Source organism: Pseudomonas sp. P9_31, assembly GCF_034008235.1.
In the GTDB taxonomy this organism is placed as follows: Bacteria; Pseudomonadota; Gammaproteobacteria; order Pseudomonadales; family Pseudomonadaceae; genus Aquipseudomonas.
Genome location: NZ_CP125375.1, coordinates 4,022,939 through 4,045,112 on the forward strand (window position 1 = coordinate 4,022,939; position 22,174 = coordinate 4,045,112).

21 protein-coding genes are annotated in these 22,174 nt (G+C 59.8%); 9 read left to right on the forward strand and 12 right to left on the reverse strand.

The window, feature by feature from the left end; all coding sequences use genetic code 11:
* Positions 1–114: 114 nt before the first annotated feature.
* Complete coding sequence (locus QMK51_RS17825; protein ID WP_019649409.1) at positions 115–378, forward strand: DUF4404 family protein; 264 nt, start codon at positions 115–117, stop codon at positions 376–378.
* 172 nt (positions 379–550) lie between these two features.
* Here the strand turns inward: QMK51_RS17825 and queF are convergent, their stop codons facing one another.
* Both queF and QMK51_RS17835 read right to left on the reverse strand, forming a co-directional pair.
* Complete coding sequence (gene queF / locus QMK51_RS17830) at positions 551–1,381, reverse strand: NADPH-dependent 7-cyano-7-deazaguanine reductase QueF (RefSeq protein ID WP_320391093.1); 831 nt, start codon at positions 1,379–1,381, stop codon at positions 551–553.
* 61 nt (positions 1,382–1,442) lie between these two features.
* Positions 1,443–1,979, reverse strand: coding sequence for a cupredoxin family protein (locus QMK51_RS17835; protein WP_320391094.1), 537 nt, complete (start codon positions 1,977–1,979; stop codon positions 1,443–1,445).
* 154 nt (positions 1,980–2,133) lie between these two features.
* Between QMK51_RS17835 and QMK51_RS17840 the strand changes: the two genes are divergently transcribed.
* Together QMK51_RS17840 and QMK51_RS17845 are read left to right on the forward strand one after the other, a co-directional pair.
* Positions 2,134–2,814 carry a heavy metal response regulator transcription factor gene (locus tag QMK51_RS17840; protein WP_258696483.1) on the forward strand — a complete coding sequence of 227 codons (681 nt, stop codon included), beginning with the start codon at positions 2,134–2,136 and terminating at the stop codon, positions 2,812–2,814.
* On the forward strand, positions 2,814–4,163 hold the full coding sequence (locus QMK51_RS17845; RefSeq protein WP_320391095.1) for a heavy metal sensor histidine kinase: 1,350 nt from the start codon (positions 2,814–2,816) through the stop codon (positions 4,161–4,163). Before QMK51_RS17840 ends, QMK51_RS17845 begins: the two co-directional genes overlap by 1 nt.
* A gap of 140 nt (positions 4,164–4,303) precedes the next feature.
* On the opposite strand, the gene QMK51_RS17850 is transcribed toward QMK51_RS17845, so the two are convergent.
* The 3 genes from QMK51_RS17850 to QMK51_RS17860 form a co-directional block, all read right to left on the reverse strand.
* Positions 4,304–5,548, reverse strand: coding sequence for a lipoprotein-releasing ABC transporter permease subunit (locus QMK51_RS17850; RefSeq protein ID WP_320391096.1), 1,245 nt, complete (start codon positions 5,546–5,548; stop codon positions 4,304–4,306).
* 65 nt (positions 5,549–5,613) lie between these two features.
* On the reverse strand, positions 5,614–6,297 hold the full coding sequence (gene lolD, locus QMK51_RS17855) for a lipoprotein-releasing ABC transporter ATP-binding protein LolD (RefSeq protein WP_320391097.1): 684 nt from the start codon (positions 6,295–6,297) through the stop codon (positions 5,614–5,616).
* A gap of 7 nt (positions 6,298–6,304) precedes the next feature.
* Positions 6,305–7,555: a lipoprotein-releasing ABC transporter permease subunit gene (locus QMK51_RS17860; RefSeq protein WP_320391098.1), complete on the reverse strand. Its 1,251-nt coding sequence runs from the start codon at positions 7,553–7,555 to the stop codon at positions 6,305–6,307.
* 94 nt (positions 7,556–7,649) lie between these two features.
* Here QMK51_RS17860 and QMK51_RS17865 point away from each other — a divergent pair, with 94 nt between their 5' ends.
* Positions 7,650–8,231, forward strand: a complete 582-nt coding sequence (locus QMK51_RS17865; protein WP_320391099.1) for a PilZ domain-containing protein — start codon at positions 7,650–7,652, stop codon at positions 8,229–8,231.
* 13 nt (positions 8,232–8,244) lie between these two features.
* Positions 8,245–8,967: a glycerophosphodiester phosphodiesterase gene (locus tag QMK51_RS17870; RefSeq protein WP_320391100.1), complete on the forward strand. Its 723-nt coding sequence runs from the start codon at positions 8,245–8,247 to the stop codon at positions 8,965–8,967.
* 42 nt (positions 8,968–9,009) lie between these two features.
* Here QMK51_RS17870 and sthA read toward each other — a convergent pair whose 3' ends face one another.
* Together sthA and QMK51_RS17880 are read right to left on the reverse strand one after the other, a co-directional pair.
* Positions 9,010–10,404 (reverse strand): Si-specific NAD(P)(+) transhydrogenase, encoded by a 1,395-nt coding sequence (gene sthA, locus QMK51_RS17875; protein WP_105346766.1) that lies wholly within the window; start codon positions 10,402–10,404, stop codon positions 9,010–9,012.
* A gap of 207 nt (positions 10,405–10,611) precedes the next feature.
* The gene (locus QMK51_RS17880) at positions 10,612–11,598 is read right to left on the reverse strand and encodes an FAD:protein FMN transferase (protein WP_258696491.1); all 987 of its coding nucleotides are present in this window, start codon (positions 11,596–11,598) and stop codon (positions 10,612–10,614) included.
* Positions 11,599–11,744: 146 nt separating this feature from the next.
* On the opposite strand from QMK51_RS17880, the gene QMK51_RS17885 reads away from it, so the two are divergent.
* Positions 11,745–13,046 (forward strand): MFS transporter, encoded by a 1,302-nt coding sequence (locus QMK51_RS17885; RefSeq protein ID WP_258696492.1) that lies wholly within the window; start codon positions 11,745–11,747, stop codon positions 13,044–13,046.
* Between the two features lie 130 nt (positions 13,047–13,176).
* On the opposite strand, the gene QMK51_RS17890 is transcribed toward QMK51_RS17885, so the two are convergent.
* Positions 13,177–14,598, reverse strand: a complete 1,422-nt coding sequence (locus tag QMK51_RS17890) for an MFS transporter (protein WP_320391101.1) — start codon at positions 14,596–14,598, stop codon at positions 13,177–13,179.
* Between the two features lie 128 nt (positions 14,599–14,726).
* Between QMK51_RS17890 and QMK51_RS17895 the strand changes: the two genes are divergently transcribed.
* Positions 14,727–15,620, forward strand: a complete 894-nt coding sequence (locus QMK51_RS17895; protein WP_320391102.1) for a LysR family transcriptional regulator — start codon at positions 14,727–14,729, stop codon at positions 15,618–15,620.
* 22 nt (positions 15,621–15,642) lie between these two features.
* On the opposite strand, the gene QMK51_RS17900 is transcribed toward QMK51_RS17895, so the two are convergent.
* From QMK51_RS17900 to QMK51_RS17910, 3 genes are all read right to left on the reverse strand, one after another.
* A complete protein-coding gene (locus QMK51_RS17900) occupies positions 15,643–15,819 on the reverse strand; it encodes a DUF1289 domain-containing protein (protein WP_320391103.1) in 177 nt (58 codons plus the stop codon).
* Between the two features lie 3 nt (positions 15,820–15,822).
* Positions 15,823–16,194, reverse strand: a complete 372-nt coding sequence (locus tag QMK51_RS17905; protein ID WP_320391104.1) for a hypothetical protein — start codon at positions 16,192–16,194, stop codon at positions 15,823–15,825.
* Between the two features lie 184 nt (positions 16,195–16,378).
* Positions 16,379–16,861 carry a GNAT family N-acetyltransferase gene (locus tag QMK51_RS17910; protein WP_258696497.1) on the reverse strand — a complete coding sequence of 161 codons (483 nt, stop codon included), beginning with the start codon at positions 16,859–16,861 and terminating at the stop codon, positions 16,379–16,381.
* A gap of 385 nt (positions 16,862–17,246) precedes the next feature.
* Between QMK51_RS17910 and katG the strand changes: the two genes are divergently transcribed.
* A complete protein-coding gene (katG, locus tag QMK51_RS17915; protein ID WP_320391105.1) occupies positions 17,247–19,487 on the forward strand; it encodes a catalase/peroxidase HPI in 2,241 nt (746 codons plus the stop codon).
* 366 nt (positions 19,488–19,853) lie between these two features.
* Here the strand turns inward: katG and QMK51_RS17920 are convergent, their stop codons facing one another.
* Positions 19,854–20,780, reverse strand: a complete 927-nt coding sequence (locus tag QMK51_RS17920) for a LysR family transcriptional regulator (protein WP_320391106.1) — start codon at positions 20,778–20,780, stop codon at positions 19,854–19,856.
* Positions 20,781–20,907: 127 nt separating this feature from the next.
* Between QMK51_RS17920 and lysA the strand changes: the two genes are divergently transcribed.
* A complete protein-coding gene (gene lysA / locus QMK51_RS17925; RefSeq protein WP_258700753.1) occupies positions 20,908–22,146 on the forward strand; it encodes a diaminopimelate decarboxylase in 1,239 nt (412 codons plus the stop codon).
* Positions 22,147–22,174: the final 28 nt, after the last annotated feature.

Below are 22,174 nucleotides of genomic sequence, written 5' to 3' on the forward strand. Positions count from 1 at the left end.
CACCCATGAAGGCATGCAGGTTGCCCGGGAGTGGATTAATCTAAAGGTCAGCCATAGACCTTCGGCGCGCTGCTGCGGTCTATGCCAGTGCCTATCGAGAAAAGGAAGAACGCCATGCCTGCCCGCGAACTGCAAGAACAGCTCAACAAACTGCGCGAGCAATTGGAACAGAATCCACCACTGACCGAAGCCGAGCGCGAAGACCTGCACGCGCTGATGCAACAGATCCAACTGGAGCTTGAGCTGGAAACCAAAACCCAGGACACCAACCTCGCCGACAATGTGAACCTGGCCGTCGAGCGCTTCGAACTCGAACATCCCACCCTGGCCGGCACCTTGCGCAACATTGTGCAAGCCTTGGGCAACATGGGGATCTGAACCCGCCAAAAGCAAAAAAGCCCTGCTATCGATAGCGGGGCTTTTCATATCCGGGGTTTGCAAATGCAATCCCCTGTGGGAGCGAGCCTGCTCGCGATGAGGCCGGCACATCCAACATTAATGTTGACTGAAAATCCGCCTCCGCGAGCAGGCTCGCTCCCACATTGGATCTCTATTGACGAACCAGGCGATGGTTCGGCAATTGCACTTCTTCGGTGCTGCGATACGGGTTGATGTCCAGCCCGCCGCGACGCACATACCGCGCATACACCGTCAGTTTCTCCGGTTTCAGCAACCGCTGCAGGTCGAGGAAAATCCGCTCCACACACTGCTCATGGAAATCCGAGTGCTGACGGAAACTCACGATGTATTCCAGCAAACTGGCGTGATCCAGCGCCGCGCCGCGATACTCCACCGCCACGCTGCCCCAGTCCGGCTGACTGGTGACCGGGCAGTTGGATTTGAGCAAATGACTGTGCACACACTCTTCAACAATGCGCGACTCATCGCACCGCAGCAGCTCCGGACGCGGATGCTCATAGTTGCTGACGCTGATGTCCAGGTCATCGATGCACGCACCCGGCAACGCTACGACGCCTTCTGCCTCAACATCTTTCAGGCTGCGAACCCGTACGCCCACCGGTTTGCCGGCAGCGGCCGAGAGGTCTTTTACCAGCGTCGATTCAAGGCTCGCGGTGTCGGCAAATACCGTTTGGTTCAGCGAGTTGAGGTACAGCTTGAACGACTTCGATTCGATGATATTCGGCGAATCCGCCGGAACGCTGAATTCGCCGATCGCCACCACAGGCTTGCCGGACGGCAACAGCCACGACAGTTCGAAGCAGTTCCAGAAGTCCACGCCCTTGTACGGCAGGGTTTCAGCCGTCAGGCCCAGCTCGGCCCATTTCGCGGTGCGCGGGATCGGGAACAGCAAGGACGGCGTGTAGGTGGCGATGTATTCGCTGGATTTGCCCAGCGGCGAATGTTCGGCTGCGGGATGCATGGCGGAAACCTGACTGAAGAATCAGCGGATTCTACCAGCCTTTGCTCCCGCCTTTGAGTGCTTACTGACTGACTGTCAGATTGCCGACCATACCAGCCTGATAATGGCCGGGGATGTTGCAGGCAAATTCCAGGTTAGTGGCCTTGGTGAAGGTCCAGGTCAGCTCGGCGGTTTTACCCGGCTCCACCAACACGCTGTTGGGGTCGTCGTGCTTCATGCTGTGATCCATGGCGCCGTGATCCATTCCAGCCATGGAGCCGTGATCCATTGCCTTCATGCCTGTAGGCATCAGCATGCCGCTTTGCTGCATCTGGAGCATTTCCTGCTGATGCTTGGCATGCATCGCTGCGTCGCCGAGGTTGAATTCATGCAGCAACTGGCCTTTATTCACCAGTACCAAACGTACGGTTTCCCCGGCCTTGATCTCGATCGCCTTGGGGGTGAAGGACATGTCGCCCATCACCACCTCAATGCTGCGGGTAGCCTGGGCGGCCGAGGCCGGTTGACCGAATTCGTAGGACTGCGCCGGCGAGGCCTCTAGCCCTACACTCAGTATCAGCAAGCAAGCGGCCAATCCCAGACGATTTCGCAAAAACATAGTCGCACTCCAACAAGATGAGGTTCAGCTTGTGGGAAACTCTAACCAGCGGGCTCTGCCAGCCACCTGACAGGCAGATTACAACTTTGTCAGGTTGGCCTGCATCTCCGCCGCCCACGGTATAACGCACCTGTTCCAACTACCCGAGTCGCCCATGAAACTGCTGATTGTCGAAGACCAACCGAAAACCGGCCACTACCTGCGCCAGGGCTTGACCGAGGCCGGTTTCAATACCGAACTGGTGGCCGACGGCAGCACCGGCCAGCAACTGGCCTTGAGCGGCGATTACGCCTTGTTGATTCTCGATGTGATGCTGCCCGGTCGCGACGGCTGGCAGATTCTGCAAGCGGTGCGCGGTGCTGGCCTGGACACGCCGGTACTGTTTCTTACAGCGCGAGACGCAGTGGAGGACAGGGTCCACGGCCTCGAACTGGGCGCCGACGACTATCTGGTCAAACCTTTCGCCTTCTCCGAACTGCTGGCCCGGGTTCGCAGCCTGCTGCGTCGCGGCAGCGCCACACCTCAGGAAACCAGCCTGCAACTGGCCGACTTGCGTCTGGACCTGATCCGCCGTCGGGTCGAACGCAACGGTCAGCGCATCGACCTGACCGCCAAGGAATTCGCCTTGCTGGAAATGCTCCTACGACGCCAGGGCGAAGTTCTGCCCAAGTCACTGATCGCTTCTCAGGTGTGGGACATGAATTTCGACAGCGACACCAACGTCATCGAAGTGGCGATCCGCCGTTTGCGCCTGAAGATCGACGACGATTTCCCGAACAAGTTGATCCACACCGTGCGTGGCATGGGTTACGTCCTTGAAGAGCGCCCCGCCTGATGCGCCGACTTTCATTAAGCAATCGCCTGGCGCTGCTGTTCGCAGCCTGCACCGCGGTTGTGTCGTTGTTCGCCGGCGTATTGTTCAGCCGCGCCAGCGAGGCGCACTTTGTCGAGCTGGATCAGCAGTTGCTGGACGGCAAACTGATTGGCTTGCGCCGGGCGCTGGATGACATTCGGTCCAGCGAAGCCGAGGCCAGGCTGGCCGATGAATTGAGCCGACAAGCCGATCTTTCGCTGCGCATCATCGGCAGTGACGGCCAACGGCTGTACGACAGCTCGGCCCGCTTACCCAAAGACTTGCCACGCCAGCCAGGCCTGTCGACGATGAGCGACGACGGCATGGATTACCGCGTCTTGAACGCGCCGTTGCACCCCGACAAAGCTGATTCGCCGCAACTGACCCTGCTGCTAGACATCACCCATCACCAGCATTTTCTACAGCGCATGCAGCATCTGATTTGGCTGACGGTCGGCTTGTCGGCCCTGGCCACCGCCCTGCTCGGTGCCTGGGCGGCGCGCAGTGGTTTGCGCCCGTTGCGACGCATGAGTGCGGTGGCCAGCGGTGTTTCCGCACAATCGCTTAACGCACGGCTGCCAGAAGCAGACATGCCGCCGGAGCTAGCGGAGATGGCCCACAGCTTCAACGCCATGCTCGGACGCCTCGACGACTCTTTTCAGCGGCTTTCGGCCTTCTCTGCCGACATCGCCCATGAGCTGCGTACGCCGCTGTCGAACCTGCTGACCCACACTCAGGTCACGCTCACACGCCCTCGCCCCCTTGAGGATTACCGCGAAGCGCTGCACAGCAACCTCGAAGAACTGCAATGGATGGCGCAACTGGTCAACGACATGTTGTACCTGGCCAAGGCTGACCACGGCTTGCTGATGCCCAAGCGCGAACCGCTGGAACTGGCGCAAGAAACAGACGTGTTGCTGGAGTTTTTTGCGCCGCTGGCCGAGGACGCTCAGGTGAAGTTGAGTCGTGAGGGCAGCGCAAGCATGCAGGGCGACCGTAGCATGTTGCGCCGGGCGCTTTCCAACTTGCTGGACAATGCGTTGCGGTTTACACCGGTCGGTGGCGAGGTGCGGGTGAAGATTGTCGAGCAACCGAACGGCCTGAGCCTGACCGTTGAAAACAGTGGTGAAGGGATTTCTGAAGACTTGTTGCCGCGTTTGTTTGACCGTTTCTACCGGGCCGACCCGGCGCGCCGGGAAGGCAGCAGTGAGCATGCGGGGCTGGGATTGGCGATCACCCAATCGATCATCCGTGCCCATGGTGGGCAGATTCGTTGCGAATCGGATAACGGATGGACGCGGTTTGTGATTGAGTTGCCGAAGGGGGATTGAGGGCCCCAAGGCCGGCCCTATCGCGGGCAAGTCGGATCGCCGCATCGCCGCTCCCACAGGGTTTCGAGTCGTTCACAGCATTGTGATTCAACTCGGTCACTGTGGGAGCCGGCTTGCCCGCGATAGCGGTCTACACAGGCTTACGAATACCGCAACGCAGTAGCCGGCTCGACCTTCGCCGCCCGCCACGCCGGATACAGCGTCGCCAGAAAGCTCATGATGAAACCGGCGGAACAGATCAACAACACATCCGCCCCCTGCAATTCGGACGGCAAGTTACTGACGAAGTACACATCGGAACTGAAGATGTGCTGTCCGCTGACCCGCTCCATCCAGCCCACCAGTTCACTGACGTTCAACGCCGCGATCACGCCCAGCACGCCGCCAATCAAGGTGCCGACAATCCCGATCACCGTGCCCTGCACCATGAAGATCGCCATGATCTGCCGAGGTGTCGCGCCGATGGTGCGCAGGATCGCGATGTCCGCGCCCTTGTCGTTCACTACCATGATCAGGGTGGCGATGATGTTGAACGCCGCCACGGCCACGATCAACAGCAACAACAGGCCGATCATGGTTTTTTCCATCTTCATTGCGCTGAACAGACTGCCCTGGGTGTGGGTCCAGTCGTCAGCCTTGTAAGCGGCGCCCAGGCCCGTCGCGATATCGCTCGATACTTGCGGCGCGGCGTACAGATCCTTCACCGCCAGACGCACGCTCTGCACCTGATTCGGCTGCCAGTGCTGCATCTGCGCGGCATCGGCCATGTGGATCAGCGCCATCGAACCGTCCAGCTCGGCGCCGACCTTGAACACGCCCACCACGTTCAGCCGCTGCATGCGCGGGGTGATGCCGCCTGGTGCGGTGCTGACTTCCGGCACGATCAGGGTGATCTTGTCGCCGACATTCAAACGGAAGCGGCGAGCGGTGATCTCGCCGACCACCACGCCGAACTCGCCCGGCTTCAAGGCGTCGAGACGTCCCTGAACAATGTGCTTGGCAACGATCGACACCTTGCCTTCCAGCGCCGGGTCGACACCGCTGACCTGGATCGGCTGCATCGTGCCCTTGTAGGACAGCATGCCTTCCATCTCGGTGAACGGCACGGCGGCGGTGACTTCAGGATTCTTCATCGCCGCGGCGGCCACCGGCTGCCAATCGTCGATAGGGTTCACGCCGACGATGGTCGCGTGGGGCACCATACCGAGGATGCGCGAACTCATTTCGCGCTGGAAGCCGTTCATCACCGACAGCACCACGATCATTGCCAGCACGCCGAGGGCGAGACCGATCATCGAGGTCATCGAGATGAAGGAAACAAAGCGATTGCGGCGCTTGGCGCGGGTATAGCGCGTGCCGATAAAGATCGATAACGGTCTGAACATTCGCTGGGGCACCGTATAAAAATAAAAGACCCGACGCACTGTTCAGTGCGCCGGGTTTCAGCCAATCAGATGGGGGTCAGGCAACCTTCCTGCAAATGCAGGACGCGATCCATCTGGCGAGCCAGGTTCATGTCGTGGGTCACCACCAGGAACGCCGTGCGCATCGAGGTGCTGAGTTCCAGCATCAAATCCTGAATGCCCTGGGCGGTGTGGGAGTCGAGGTTGCCGGTCGGCTCGTCGAGCATCACCAAGCCTGGCTTGTTCACCAGGGCGCGGGCAATGGCCACACGCTGGCGTTCGCCACCGGACAATTCCGCCGGTTTGTGCTCCAGGCGATGGCCCAGCCCTACCCGCTCCAGCAACGCCGTCGCACGCTGACGCGCTTGCGGGATCGCGGTTTTACCGATCAGCAGCGGCATGCAGACGTTTTCCAGCGCGGTGAACTCAGGCAGCAAGTGGTGGAACTGGTAAACGAAACCCAGCGACCGGTTGCGCAACAGGCCACGGGCCTTTTCGTTCAACGCCGAGAGCTCTTCACCGGCCAGCCAGACGCTGCCCCTGGTCGGTGTATCGAGGCCGCCCAGCAGGTTGAGCAAGGTACTTTTGCCCGAACCCGACGTACCGACGATCGCCACGCGCTCACCCGGATGCAGTTCCAGTTGCAGACCGGCCAGAACCTCTACCGATTCCGGGCCTTCCACGTAGGACTTGCCCAGGTTGCGGCAGCTCAAGATTGCTTTATCACTCATGCCCGACTCACTCATAACGTAGCGCCTCCGCAGGCTGGGTGCGCGCGGCACGCCAGGCTGGATACAGGGTGGCGAGGAAACTCAGGACCAACGCGGCGGCGCAGACCATCAACACATCCTGGCTCTGCACTTGCGACGGCAGGTAATCGATGAAATACACGTCGGCGTTCAGGAACTTGTGGCCAATCAGCCCTTCAAGGGCCGAGATCGCGGCGCTGACGTTCAGCGCGGCGAAGATCCCGACCACGGCGCCAATCAGCGTACCGACCACGCCAATGACCGTGCCCTGGACCATGAAGATCGCCATGATTTGCCCCGGCGTGGAGCCAAGAGTGCGAAGAATCGCGATATCGCCCTTCTTGTCGTTCACCACCATCACCAGCGTGGAAATGATGTTGAACGCAGCGACGGCGACGATCAGCAGCAACAGCAGGCCGATCATGGCTTTCTCCATGCGGATCGCCTGATACAGATTGCCGTGGGTGCGGGTCCAGTCGCGGGCGTAATACTTGTCTTCGCCAAGCTGCTGGGCGATGGTCCACGCGGTGCGCGGCGCCTGGAACAGATCGTCGAACTTCAACCGCAGGCCCTGGACCTGATCCGGTTGCCAGCGGTGCAGCTTGGCCAGATCCTGCAGGTTGGTGAGGCCCAGATAGCCGTCCAGCTCACCGGCGCCAACATGGAAGATGCCGACCACGGTAAAGCGTTTCATGCGCGGGAACATCCCGGCCGGGGTCACGGTGACTTCCGGCGCGACAAACGTCAGCTTGTCGCCGACCGCCACGCCGAGCTTGGCCGCGGCCTTGTCGCCGATGACGATGCCGAAACTGCCCGGCGCCAGGTCGTCGAGTTTGCCCTGCTGCATGAAGTTATCGATGATCGACACCTGCCGTTCCTGCACAGGATCAATGGCATTGAGCAGCACTTTGGACACCTTGCCGTTGTTGGTCAGCAGGCCCTGCATCTGGACGAAGGGCGCAACCGCCGCCACCTGCGGGTTCTGCTTGACCTTGGCGGCCAGGCTTTGCCAGTCGCTGATCGGCTCACCGGACTCGATGGTCGCGTGGGGCACCATGCCCAGCACGCGGGTGCGCATTTCATGATCGAAGCCGTTCATGACCGACAGCACGACGATCATCACGACCACGCCGAGGGCGAGTCCGATCATCGAGGTCAGGGAAATGAACGACACAAAATGATTGCGACGCTTTGCACGGGTATAACGCGTGCCAATAAATACGAAGAGAGGTCTGAACATGTCGGGGCTTGTTCGGAGGGAAAAGGAACGTCCTTGTGGCGGGGGTCGATAACCAGCTTTACACTCAGACCACCGCCGCTACCATGGGTTCGCCATGTCGACATTAGATGAAGAAGATCGCCGCGAATACTACCGTATCGAGGACACGATCGCACTGGAAATTAGGCCCCTGTCTGCTCCCGAAGCCGCAGGCCAGGAAGTGTTGCAGGATGCTTCCCCACTGTTCAACCTGCTCAGCGAACTGCACCTGAGCGAATTCGAGTCCCAACACCTGCTGCGCCAGATCAGCGAGCGCGACCGCAACACTGCCGCTTTCCTGAAATCCCAGAACAAACGCATCGATCTGCTAAGCCAAGTGGTCGCCCTGACCGTACTCGGACAGATCGGCGAACCGCAGCCAGTGATCATCTCCGAAGGGGGCATCGACTTTCAGCATCCGACGCCCATCGCCATCGGCGCGCACCTGTCGGTCAAACTGGTGCTGATGCCGCAAGCCCTCGGCCTGTTGCTGCGGGCCCGTGTCACCCATTGCGACCGCAAGGGCGACGGCTATGACATCGGCACCGAGTTCGAATACTTGTCCGATGCCCAGCGGCAATTGCTGGCCCGCTATATCTTGCAGCGTCAGGCACAAGAACGACGCCTGGCACGCGAACAAAACGAAACCGGCCATTAATTAAGGAAGAACCGTGACTCTCATCTACGGCCATCGCGGCGCCAAGGGCGAAGCACCGGAAAACACCCTGACCAGCTTTCAGCAATGCCTCAAGCACGGCGTGCGCCGCTGCGAACTGGACCTGCACCTGTCCAGGGACGGCGAGTTGATGGTCATCCACGACCCGACCCTCAAGCGCACCACCGACCGCCGCGGCAAAGTGGCCGAGCACACGGCCGCGCAATTGGTGACCTACGACGCGCGCAAGGGCGGCCCGGGCTGGATCAAGCCCTGCCCGATTCCAACGCTGGAAGAATTATTCGAGAAATGCGACTTCGATCATTGGCAGCTGGAAGTCAAAAGCGCTTCACGCACCCGTGCCGCGACCACCGTGCTGGCGATCCGTGAAATGGCGCAGCGTTTCGGCATGCGGGACAAGATCACAATTACGTCGAGTTCGCGCGAAGTGTTGAAAGCCGCGCTGGACCTGGTGCCGGACGTGTCTCGCGGACTGGTGGCCGAGTACGCCTGGCTCGATCCGCTGAAGGTCGCGCAAAACTATGGCTGTGAAATGCTGGCGCTGAACTGGACCCTGTGTACGCCGGAACGCCTGCAGAAGGCGCAGCGTCAGGGGCTGCATGTGTCGGTGTGGACAGTCAACGAGCCCGCGCTGATGCGCAGGCTCGCCGACTTCGGCGTTGACAGCCTGATTACAGACTTTCCCGGTTTGGCCACTGCCACGCTCGAGAATTGCTGAAATCGGTCTCCCCGGCCGGCTCAGGCCACCGGCCGGAGCCGCTCAAAAAAGCCGGTTGAGGCCATCGTACGCCGCTACCCGATAGGCTTCGGCCATGGTCGGGTAGTTGAACGTCGTGTTGACGAAGTACTTCAGGGTGTTCTGTTCGCCCGGCTGGTTCATGATCGCCTGACCGATGTGCACGATCTCCGACGCCTGATAACCGAAGCAGTGAACGCCCAGCACTTCCAGCGTATCGCGGTGGAACAGGATCTTCAGCATGCCTTGCGGCTCGCCGGCGATCTGCGCACGCGCCATGCCCTTGAAGAACGCCTTGCCCACTTCGTACGGCACCTTGGCTTGAGTCAGCTCCTGCTCGTTCTTGCCGATCGAGCTGATCTCCGGAATGGTGTAGATGCCGGTTGGCACGTCGTTGACGAAGCGCCAGCTGCCATTGTCGACAATGCTGCCAGCGGCCGAACGGCCCTGGTCGTGAGCGGCACTGGCCAGGCTCGGCCAGCCAATCACGTCACCGGCACCATAAATGTTCGGCACGCAGGTGCGGTAGTTCTCGTCGACTTCGATCTGGCCACGGCTGTTGACTTTCACGCCGATGTTTTCCAGACCCAGTGCGTCGGTGTTACCGGTTCGACCGTTGCACCAGAGCAAGGCGTCGGCCTTGATCTTCTTGCCGGATTTCAGGTGCAGGATCACGCCGTTGTCTACGCCTTCGACGCGGTCGTAGTCTTCGTTGTGGCGAACCGTGATGTTGTTGTTGCTGAAGTGGTAGCTCAGGGCCTGGGAAATCTCCGAGTCGAGGAAGCTCAGCAATTGACCACGGTTGTCCACCAGCTCAACCAATACACCCAGACCACTGAAGATCGACGCGTATTCGCAACCGATCACGCCGGCGCCGTAGACGATGAGTTTGCGCGGTGTATGGCCGAGGCTGAGGATAGTGTCGCTATCGTAGATACGCGGGTGATGGAAATCGATGTCTGCCGGGCGATAAGGACGCGAGCCGGTAGCGATGATGATGTGCTTGGCCACCAGTTTTTCGACCACGCCATTGGCGCACACCACTTCGATGGTTTGCTCGTCGGCGAAGCTGCCGGTGCCGAAGAACACGTCGACGCGGTTACGGGCGTAGTAGCCGGTGCGCGAGGCGACTTGTTTGGAGATGACTTTTTCAGCGCTTTTCAACACGTCCGGGAACGAGAACCAGCGCGGTTCACCAATCGCCCGGAACATCGGGTTGGTGTTGAACTGCATGATCTGCCGGACCGAGTGACGCAAGGCCTTGGACGGGATGGTGCCCAGGTGGGTGCAGTTGCCGCCGACCTGCCGACGGCTATCGACCATCGCCACCTTGCGCCCTGCCTTGGCGGCGTTCATTGCCGCGCCTTCCCCCGCCGGGCCGGAACCCAACACCACCACATCGTAGTTGTAGACAGCCATGCGTACTCCTCAGAACAGGCCGCGGCGCCCTCGGCACCTGCGGCTAAATCACGCCGATCGGCGGCGCGAAGGAACAATTTGGGGCCAGTGCAGAACCCGGACACAGTCTATAGAAGCGTCAACGCCGCGCACATTAACCCTTGGTCGCGTCGTAGGCTAGTTTTGCCTGCACTACAACGCCATCGAAAAATGCTTTTGATGCCGCAATCACTCGGTTTTCTCACCCGCCAGGCGTTCAAAAGCCTGATTGGTGCGTGTAACAAACCCTGTATCGGCACGAATCACAAAGAATGCAGCAATGTCATGGGTTTGGGCATAGTCCCAACCCCGTTCAGGGCCAAGGATCAGCAACAGCGTCGATAAGCCATCGGCCATCAATGCTGAAGGATGAATCACCGTGACTGACGCCAGGGTGTGTAGGACCGGTGTTCCGGTGCGGGCATCAAAGGTGTGGGAATAGCGCCGACCACCCTGCTCGAAATAATTACGGTAGTCGCCGGAGGTGGACACGCCGTAGCCGTCGACAGCGATGATGCGTTTGGCCACTTGTTGGTCATCGCGGGGCTCTTCCAGGGCGATGCGCCATGGTGAGCCGTCGAGTTTTTTGCCGACGGCCTTGAGCTCGCCGGTGGCTTCAGCTAGGTAGTCGTGGATGCCCAACGCTTCAAGTTTTGCGGCAATCGTGTCGACCGCGTAACCGGCCGCGATGCTGTTGAAGTCGACCTCGACCGCAGCATCCTTGCACAGCCGGTCACCGTCGATGCGCAAGTGGCTGTGGCCGACGCGCTGCTGCACCTCGGCCAGCGCTTCGGCACTCGGGACTTTTTCCTCACGCGCTTGCGGGCCAAATCCCCAGAGGTTGAGCAGCGGCTCCACCGTCAGGTCATAGGAGCCTTCGCTTTGCGAAGACAATCGCTCGCCGACGCGGACCAATTCGAGGATCGGCGCAGGCATTGTCTGGCAGTGGTTGGCGGGCAAGTTATTGAAGCGTTCGATGTCGGAGTCACTGCGATAGGTCGACATCTGCTGATCGATATCAGCGAGGATCTTTTCGACCTGGACGCGGACTTCCGCCGGGGCGGGAAGACCGGCATGGCGCACGTACTTGATCGAATAACTGCTGCCCATGGTCGGGCCGTCGAAGCGTTCCAGGCTGTCGCCGTTGCCGCAACCGGACAAAACACCGACCAGCATCACAAGCCAACGCCACCGTCCAGTTAACAAATCTTCATCTCCCCTCAAAACCGCGCCCGCCATTATGGGCCTCAGAGCGCATGGGAGCGAGGCCTGCCCCGGCGCCAGTCAGTCAAAACAAGACTTACCAGCGTGAGTACCTACAAATGTCTTCCAACACGAGCAAAGGCAAAGCGATTTTTCGCGTTGTCAGCGGTAACTTTCTCGAAATGTTCGACTTCATGGTCTACGGCTTTTACGCCACGGCCATTGCCAAAACCTTCTTTCCTGCCGATAGCGCGTTTGCTTCACTGATGCTGTCGCTGGCCACTTTCGGCGCCGGCTTCCTGATGCGTCCGCTGGGGGCGATTTTTCTCGGCGCCTACATCGACCGCCATGGCCGCCGCAAAGGCCTGATCATCACACTGGCGATGATGGCCGCCGGCACCGTGCTGATTGCCTGCGTGCCGGGTTACGCCACGCTAGGTGTCGCGGCGCCACTGATCGTATTGTTCGGTCGTCTGTTGCAAGGCTTCTCGGCAGGTGTGGAACTGGGCGGTGTGTCGGTGTACCTCGCCGAAATCTCCACACCGGGCCGCAAAGGCTTCTTCGTCAGTTGGCAGTCCGCCAGTCAGCAAGCTGCGGTGGTATTCGCCGGCCTGCTCGGCGTGGGTTTGAACCATTGGCTGAGCCCCGAAGAAATGGGTGAGTGGGGCTGGCGCGTGCCGTTTCTGATCGGCTGCATGATCGTGCCGGTAATCTTCGTGATCCGCCGTTCGCTGGAAGAAACCCCGGAGTTCCAGGCACGTAAACACCGCCCTACCCTGCAGGACATCGTCCGCTCGATCGGTCAGAACTTCGGCATCGTCCTCGCCGGCATGGCGCTGGTGGTGATGACCACGGTGTCGTTCTACCTGATCACCGCCTACACCCCGACCTTCGGAAAAGCCGAACTGCATTTGTCGGATCTGGATGCGTTGCTGGTGACGGTGTGCATCGGCCTGTCGAACTTCTTCTGGTTGCCGGTGATGGGAGCGCTTTCCGACAAGATCGGACGCAAACCCCTGCTGTTGGCAGCGACGATTCTGGCGATCCTCACGGCTTATCCGGCACTGTCGTGGCTGGTGGCGAACCCCAGCTTCAGCCATTTGCTGATTGTCGAGTTGTGGCTGTCGTTCCTGTATGGCTCGTACAACGGCGCCATGGTGGTGGCCCTGACCGAGATCATGCCGGTGGAAGTTCGTACGACCGGTTTCTCCCTGGCCTACAGCCTGGCGACCGCAACGTTCGGGGGGTTCACCCCTGCGGCCTGTACCTATCTGATCCATGTGCTGGACAACAAGGCGGCGCCGGGGATCTGGCTCAGTGGCGCGGCGGTGCTGGGATTGATCGCGACGCTGGTGTTGTTCCGTGGCAATCGTCATGCGTTGCGCACGGCGCAAGCGGCAATCGTCGGCGGCACTCACTAAAAGGTGCGGAACCTGTGGGAGCAGTACGGCGCCCTTGCGCTGAGTCACATCGAGGAAGTTGACGCCAATCGCCTCCTACCGCGACGTACGGGGGAGTATCGGCATTCGATTTCAATTGAACAATATAGCTTCACTGCAGTTCATTACTGCATGCGGTGCAGCAGTGTGAAACTCGCGGCGCCAATGCGATTACAAAGGCCAGGACGATCAACACCCCGGCGACGGCAAACGTGATCCGCATACCGTTGACGATGGCTGCGGGAGAAGCTGTGGTGATGTCTGCCGTCGCCGAGGCGAGCGTAAACACAGCGCCCATGACCGAGGCCCCGGTGATCAGCCCAAGATTGCGCGACAGGCTGAGCAGGCCGGAAATCACGCCGCGCTGGTCCGGGCGGATGTCGGTCATGATCGCGGTGTTGTTGGCCGCCTGGAACAACGCGTAGCTGGCCGTGATCACCGCAATGGGCGCGAGGTAACCGAGGATACCGAACCCCGCGGGCATCATCGATAAAGCACCCGCACCGAGCACCATTGCCGCGAGCCCGACAAGGGTCATGCGTCGAGTGCCAAAACGGTCCACCAGGCGACCGGCCGGTACACCGCTCAATGCAGCCACCAGCGGGCCGACCGACAAGGTGAGGCCGACAAGCGCCGCACCGAGCCCAAGTGCACCCGAAAGATAAAACGGCCCGACCACCAGCGTCGCCATCATTACCGTCGAAACGAGCGTGCTCATGGCCAGGCTTGCGCTCAATCCCGGCTGCCTGAACAGCGCCAATTTGATCAATGGCGATGCAACCGTGGCCTCAACGAATATGAAAATTCCAGCGCCGAAAACTGCCGCCAGCAACAGCGCGATATTGAGCGGACCAACATCACCGTGGCCGATCGTCATGGCGAGCGCATACGCCGCGAGCGTCAGCGCCAGCAGCAACGTGCCTGTCTTGTCGAAGCCCACCCGCCCCGCTTTCGCCCGCCGCGAGTCCGCAGGCAAATAGCGATACGCGAGCCAGATATTCAGAACACCCAGCGGCACGTTGATCAGAAAAATCGCCTGCCAGCCTACGCCGGCGATCAACATCCCACCGAGCGACGGCCCCAGCGTAGTGCCGATCGCCGACATCGTTCCGAGCAATCCCATGGCGCTGCCGGTCTGTGCTTTCGGCACCGTCTCGCCGACAAACGCCACGGTCAGCGCCAGCATGATCGCCGCCCCGAGCCCCTGCACTGCCCGGGCGCCGACCAGCCACCCAAGCGACGGCGCCACACCGCACGCCAGCGATGACAGGCTGAAAATGGTGATGCCCGCCAGCAGCAAGCGCCGACGGCCGACGATATCGCCGAGCCGTCCGACACTGACGATCAGCGTGGTGATCGCCAGCAGATACGCCAGAACGATCCACTGCACGTGCTGGAAGGAAGCATCGAACGCCTCGGCCAACGTCGGCAATCCTGTATTGGCAATGCTGGTGTCGAGTGAAGGCATCAACATCGACAGCGAAAGGCTCGCAAGCGCCCAGCGCACCGAACCTGATTGAGTGATGAGTTTCATTATCTGGCCACGTCTGAAAGGTAGATCAGCAGCGTATGCCCGTGCATGACAAGGCGGAAGACGCATGCTTTGCACTGGATAGTTGCGTTCAACGCCATGCCAGCCCAACGCCGTGCTAATGTTGAGGCATGCCGACACCTGACCTGAATTTGCTGATTACCCTGGACGTGCTGCTCGCCGAAGGCAGTGTCGCGCGCGCCGCCCAACGACTGCGCCTGAGCCCGTCGGCCATGAGCCGGGCGCTGGCGCGATTGCGCGAAACGACGGGCGACCCGCTGTTGGTCCGGGCCGGACGCGGCCTGGTGCCGACGCCCCGGGCGCTCGAATTGCGCGAACACGTCAGTCGTTTGGTGCAAGACGCCGAAGCGGTTTTGCGCCCCGCCGAACAACTCGACCTCAAGCACCTGGTGCGCACGTTTACGCTGCGCACCAGCGACGGTTTTGTCGAAAACTTCGGACCGGCGTTGATAGCCCGCGTCAGTGAACAAGCGCCCGGCGTGCGCTTGCACTTTGTGCAGAAGCTGAGCAAGGACAGCGCCGCGCTTCGTGACGGTTCCGTCGACCTGGAAACCGGCGTGGTCGGCGGCACGACGAGCCCGGAAGTACGCACCCGCGCGTTGTTCGAAGATCGTTTCATGGGCGTCGTGCGCAGGGGGCATTCGCTGAGCGAGGGCGAGGTCACCGCCTCCCGTTATGCCACAGGCCGGCACATCCTGATCTCACGGCGCGGGCTCGATAAGGGCCCGATGGATCAAGCCCTGGAAGCGCTGGGGCTGGAGCGGGAGATCGTCACCATCGTCGGCGGCTTCTCGGCCGCGCTGGCGCTGGCTCGCGCCTCGGACCTGATCGCCACAGTGCCCGCGCAACACACCCGAAACCTGCGCGTCGGCCTGCACAGTTTCGCTCTCCCGTTCGACTTGCCGCCGATCACCATTTCGATGCTCTGGCACCCACGGATGGATGCCGATTCGGCGCATCGATGGTTGCGTGAATGTGTTCGAGAGGTTTGTGCGCGGCCCTAGAGCTTCAGACTTTTCACAGGCTTCACCTTTTCTGAAGCCCCTTCAACCGCAAACTCGCACGCTGCACCGCCGCCATTTTCTCCGGACGCTTCATGCGTTTCCATTTTCTGATGTCGTCCTTGGTGCGACCACAACTGACACACAACTCACCGCTCAACTGGCAAACGGCAATACACGGATTTTCGATGTCCTTGGCCACGCTTCAACCCCGCGTCGAGCGCTTGGGCGCCAAGCGTTGCTGCCAGTTGCCGGCATTGGCGCGCTGACATTGTTCTTCCGAATCAAACTGCACATGGGCCGCTACCGGGCTGACGAGAACGTCCGCTTCACTTAACGCCACGGCCGTCAGTTCGACCATGCGCTCGCCCTGCCCGCTCGCCAGCGCCTGATTCTTGTTGGCCTGCGTATCGAAGACCCAGATCACCTTCAGGCTGGAAGGAAAGGCGCTGTAATCAACTTCATGGGTCAGCCAGCAGAACCCGACTATTTCCGCTTTGGCTGTTTCACACGCCTCGGTCAGGGTGGCGACCAGGCGGCGTTCGAGGTGTGCCTGATCGCGTTTGCTTAAAGACATCGGGTGGATCCTTGGGTGGCGGTCAACGGAAAAGGCTCATCATACGATACCTTCCGTCACTCGCCTCTCTGCGTCATTGCCCGTGCGCCCACCCCGGTTGGTGTTCAGATCTGATCTGAAAGTTTCTGTGTTTGTGCTCGCGAAGAGGCCCAAATAAACAAAACAGATCCCGGCCCCAAAATACTCAGAGCCCCCCAGTCTTTCTCATTTGTATAAGCGCTACACGGCGCCCATCCTGCGACACCCGCTCCTCAACCCCAAACGGCACAAACCCAAGCTGCGGATACAAAAGCAGCCCCGCCGTGTTCTCGTTGAAACACGAAAGCTGCACCTCGCTTGCCCGATGACGCTCAAACGCCAGCGCCACCATCGTTTCCACCAAAAACCTCGCGACACCTTTCCCCCGAGCCTTGGGCGAAACGATCACATTGCCGATCGCGCAAACGCCATCGCGCTCAAACGCATAAAAGTTAGCAAAACCGACAACAGCATTATCCCCTTCAACCACCGTTGAGTCCGAGCGTTGAGCAATCGATGCTCGCAGCTGAGCTTCCGTCAGCGGGTACTGCGCCTTCGGGAACATGAAAAAAAGCTCTTGGGGATTTTGAGGAAAGTCGCAAATCGTCAACACATCTTCAGCACTGACGGGGCGGTGGGTGAGCAGCATTGGTTTGGTTCCATCCAAAGGTCGGTGCGACAGATTACGTTTTGCCAACGCTGGATAAAAGAGACTCGTAACCGCGGCTCCATCTCGAGGGCTCAGGTAAAAGACTATGCCTATCACCCCCCAATACTTCACCTATTAGCTGACTGCTTTATAGGCGTCTAACCTTACTGGAGCGCTGGCGTGAGCCGGCCGGTTGAGACCTGAGAAAAGATACGAATGAGTCAGAAAGCGTACTAGGCTTGCCGTGGGCCACCGTGCTGGCAACTCGATTGCCGCTATCCGGACTTCCCGTGTGACCACGACGATCAATCGATCGCACGGCTGCAGCCTATGTCATTGATTTCGCTCGTCGCTATTGCGCGCCCACCCCGGGCCGGATAGCCGGATGAACACGACCAAAGGTAGCGCACACATGGCAAATGAATCGAAATGCCCGTTCAATCACGCCGCTGCTGGCGGCGGCACGACGAACCGCGATTGGTGGCCCAACCAACTGAATCTGAAGATCCTGCACCAGCACTCGCCCCTGTCCGACCCTACGGACGAGGGCTTCAACTACACCAAAGCGTTCAAAAGCCTGGACTTTGCAGCGGTCAAGCAAGACCTGCATGCGCTGATGACCGATTCGCAAGACTGGTGGCCTGCGGACTTCGGTCACTATGGGCCGCTCTTTATTCGCATGGCCTGGCACGCTGCTGGCACCTACCGCGTCGGTGACGGTCGTGGCGGTGCTGGCTCCGGTCAGCAGCGCTTTGCGCCACTCAACAGTTGGCCAGATAACGTCAGCCTCGACAAAGCACGCCGGCTGCTCTGGCCGATCAAACAAAAGTATGGTCGCAACATCTCCTGGGCCGACCTGATCGTACTCACCGGCAACGTCGCGCTGGAGTCCATGGGCTTCAAGACCTTTGGTTTCTCAGGCGGCCGGCCAGACGTCTGGGAACCGGATGAGGACGTCTACTGGGGCACCGAAAACACGTGGCTGGGCGGTGACGTACGCTACGGAAAAGACAAAGATGCCACGCAAGAACCCAGCGGACGCAACCTGGAGAACCCGCTCGCCGCGGTGCAAATGGGCCTGATCTACGTCAACCCCGAAGGCCCGGAAGGCAACCCGGACCCGGTCGCTGCGGCGGTGGACATCCGCGAAACCTTCGGGCGCATGGCCATGAATGACGAAGAAACCGTGGCACTGATCGCCGGCGGCCACGCCTTCGGTAAAACCCACGGCGCCGGCCCTGCCGACAACGTCGGTGCCGAGCCCGAAGCCGCAGGCCTGGAACAGCAGGGCCTGGGCTGGAAGAGCACCTTCGGCAGCGGCAAAGGTGGCGACACCATCACCAGCGGCCTGGAAGTGACCTGGACCACCACCCCCACGAAGTGGAGCAACAACTACCTGGAAAACCTGTTCGGCTTCGAGTGGGAGCTGACCAAGAGCCCGGCGGGCGCGAACCAGTGGACAGCAAAGGGAGGCGCTGGCGCGGGTATCATTCCGGATGCTCACGACCCGTCCAGGCGGCATAATCCGACCATGCTGACCACGGACCTGTCCCTGCGCTTCGACCCGATCTATGAACCGATTTCGCGGCGCTTCCTCGCCAATCCGGATCAGTTGGCCGATGCGTTCGCCCGCGCCTGGTTCAAGCTGATCCACCGCGACATGGGCCCCCTCTCCCGCTACCTCGGCCCGGAAATGCCCAGCGAAGTACTCCTGTGGCAAGACCCCATCCCGGCGGTCGACCATGCCTTGGTCAACGACAGCGACATCGCCGCACTCAAGAGTAAACTCCAGTCTTGCGGCCTGACCGTCTCGCAACTGGTGTCGACCGCCTGGGCGGCGGCCTCCACCTTCCGTGGCTCCGACAAACGCGGCGGCGCCAACGGCGGGCGCCTGCGCCTGGCCCCGCAGAATGCCTGGCAGGCCAACCAGCCTCAGCAACTGGCGAACGTGCTGGCGAAACTCGAGAGCATCCAGAACGAGTTCAACAGCGCGCAGGCTGATGGCAAGAAAATCTCGCTGGCCGACCTGATCGTGCTGGCTGGCAACGCCGGGGTCGAACAAGCGGCAAAAAATGCCGGGCACACCGTGACGGTGCCTTTCACAGCGGGCCGGATGGACGCCTCGCAAGAGCAGACGGATGTCGAATCCTTCGGCTTCCTCGAACCCGCCGCCGATGGCTTCCGTAACTACCTCAAAACCCGCTACCGCGTACCGGCCGAGGCCTTGCTGATCGACAAAGCGCAACAGCTGACACTTACCGCGCCAGAAATGACCGTGCTCATCGGCGGCCTGCGCGTGCTGAACACCAACGTCGGACAAACCCGGCACGGCGTGTTCACCAAGCAGCCGGAGGCGTTGACCAACGACTTCTTCAAGAACCTGCTGGACATGAGCGTGGAATGGAAACCGGTGTCGCAGGCCAATGAAGAGTTTGAAGGACGCGATCGCAAAACCGGCGACCTCAAATGGACAGGGACGCGTGTTGATCTGGTGTTTGGCTCGAATGCGCAGTTGAGGGCATTGGCGGAGGTCTATGCCTGCAACGACGCGAAGGAGAAGTTTGTGAAAGACTTCGTGGCGGCTTGGGTCAAGGTGATGAATCTGGATCGGTTTGATCTTAAGTAACGCTGACTGAAAACCCGCAACGCCTCCCTGTGTGGAGGCGTTGTGCTTTTTGCGGATCGCAGGAAGAGACTAAACGGGAGAAATCGTGGCAAGCGCACCAATCAAAATGGTCAACACCAGAAATCCACCCAGGAAAAATGCCATCTTGCCCATGGGGCCTCCTACGTTATGAGATTGCGGCGCAGCGGCTGCCACCACTGCTGACCGTGCCGTCATTGTGAGCCGCAGGCTGACTCCATTACAGATGCAGATAGCCCAGAAAAAACCGTATCAGACCCGAAACCCGCCCCCGTAGGAGCTGCCGAAGGCTGCGATCTTTTGATCTTTTGATCTTTTGATCTTTTGATCTTTTGTAGCTACGACGCTTCAATTGGCACTCTCCAATCTCTTGTCGAGAGTATTGGCGAGACACAACGCCTCATCCTTCAACGAGTTGCAGAAGGCGTCGACGAAGATAGAGGAAGGTCGATAATCAGGCCTGATCAACATGACACGATAGGGAATAGACACGTTGATCGGCCGAATGGCCAATCCTCTGCCTGACTCCTCCACGGCAGTCAACGGGTTGATAATCGCTACCCCCAACTGTTGCCTGACCATGGCACAGACCGATGTGGCGTTGGTTGTTTCAATAACGGTATGCCGATCGACTCCGGCCCGGCGAAAGTGCTCGTCGAGCGTCTGACGATAGATATCCAGACCCGAAAAGTTGATGAAATCGACACCGCGAAAGTCTTCCATTACCAGGAGCGACCTGGACAGCAAAGGGTGACCCTCTGGAAGTATGCAGACCATGTCGGAACAAAAGAGCAATTCCCCTTGGGTGCCTCGAGGTACATGCTCACCCTCGGTCAATCCGAGGTCGTGACGCTGGGCGCTGAGTGACTCTTCCAGTAAGGGGGATTCCTGTGCAGCAATGCTCAAGCCTATGCCCACGTGCTGTTGCTGGAAGTGCTTACAGGCCTTGGGCAACAGGGTCTGGGACAACATCGGAAGGCAGGCGACGCTCAGTAGGCCATGTTCGAAGCGACGGATCGATTGTGCAACGCTGTTGATTCGTTCCAACCCAATGTAGGAATGTTCAACCTCTTCGAGCAGCATAATGGCCTGAGCCGTCGGTACTAGCCTCCCTCCCTCTCGATCAAACAGCCGAAGGCCAGAGATACTTTCAAGCCGCGCCAGTTCTCGGCTGATCGTGGGCTGGGAAGTAAATAGTAAACGCGCTGCGCCGGTGACGCTCCCTGCCTGCATGATGGCGCGGAAGACTTCGATATGCCGTATGGAAATTCCCACATCTGGCCTCCACCAGTTGATCAAGACCCATATCAAAACTGAATCGAGCAGCAAAGAATAGATATTTTATTGAATGCTGAATGGTCTACATGATGGCTTCTCTCTTTACTTCAGATTGAATACCTCCATGCCCGATCATTCCGTTTTCCTGCAATTAGCCGAGACTGCGAGACAGCACGGCACCCCGCTCTGGTGTTATGACGCCCAGACCATCAGGGCACGCATCGACCAACTGCAAGGCTTCGATGTCATTCGATATGCGCAAAAAGCCTGCTCGAACCTGCATATTCTCCGGTTGATCCGCGAACAAGGCGTGCGGATCGACGCCGTATCACTGGGCGAAATCGAGCGGGCGCTGCTCGCTGGATACAGCCCTGCCGGTGACCCGGCTGGTATTGTTCTGACCTGTGATCTGTTCGATGAAGCGACATTGCGACGTGTCGTCGAACTGAACATCGAGGTCAATACCGGCTCGATTGATATGCTCCGTCAATTGGGCCAACAGTCTGCGGGCCATCGCGTCTGGCTGCGGATCAATCCAGGGTTCGGCCACGGCCACAGCCGCAAGACCAATACCGGTGGTGAAAACAGCAAGCATGGAATCTGGCATGACCAGGTTCAAGAAGCGCTCAGCGTGATTCGGCAATTCGGGCTGAAGCTGGTGGGATTGCACATGCATATCGGTTCCGGTGTGGATTACGCGCACCTTGAGCAAGTGGGCTGCGCAATGGTCTCGGCCGTGAGGGCACTCGACCACGATATCGAAGCATTCTCCATAGGCGGGGGGCTTTCCACGCCTTATCGTGTGGGGGATGAGCCGGTGGATATCCAGCGTTATGCGAACGCCTGGCGCCAGGCCAAACAGGACATCGAGGCTTTTCTCGCTCACCCGGTACGGATGGAGATCGAGCCAGGCCGATTCCTGGTAGCCGAGTCAGGCTGTTTGGTCACCGAAGTCCGTGCGGTAAAAAAAGTAGGCAGTCGAAACTTCATCCTGGTGAATGCCGGCTTCAATGACCTGATGCGACCAGCCCTCTATGGCGCCTATCACCACATGACCTTGCTGGACTCCCAGGGTGTCCCGGTCAGTCGTCCGGAGCATCTCTGTGTAGTGGGAGGTCCCCTGTGCGAATCCGGCGATATTTTTACGCAGGATGAACAGGGTGTCACACCCCGTTTGCTGCCTGAAGCGCAGGTTGGCGACTTGCTGATCATGCACGATACCGGCGCGTACGGTGCCTCGATGTCATCCAACTACAACAGCCGTCCACTGTTGCCGGAAGTGTTGATCGAGCAAGGGCAAGCTAAATTGATTCGACGCCCGCAACCATTGTCGGACTTGCTGGCCTTGGAGTTGGGGCTTTAAAGCCAAGTGGTGATCGCAACAATCGGTT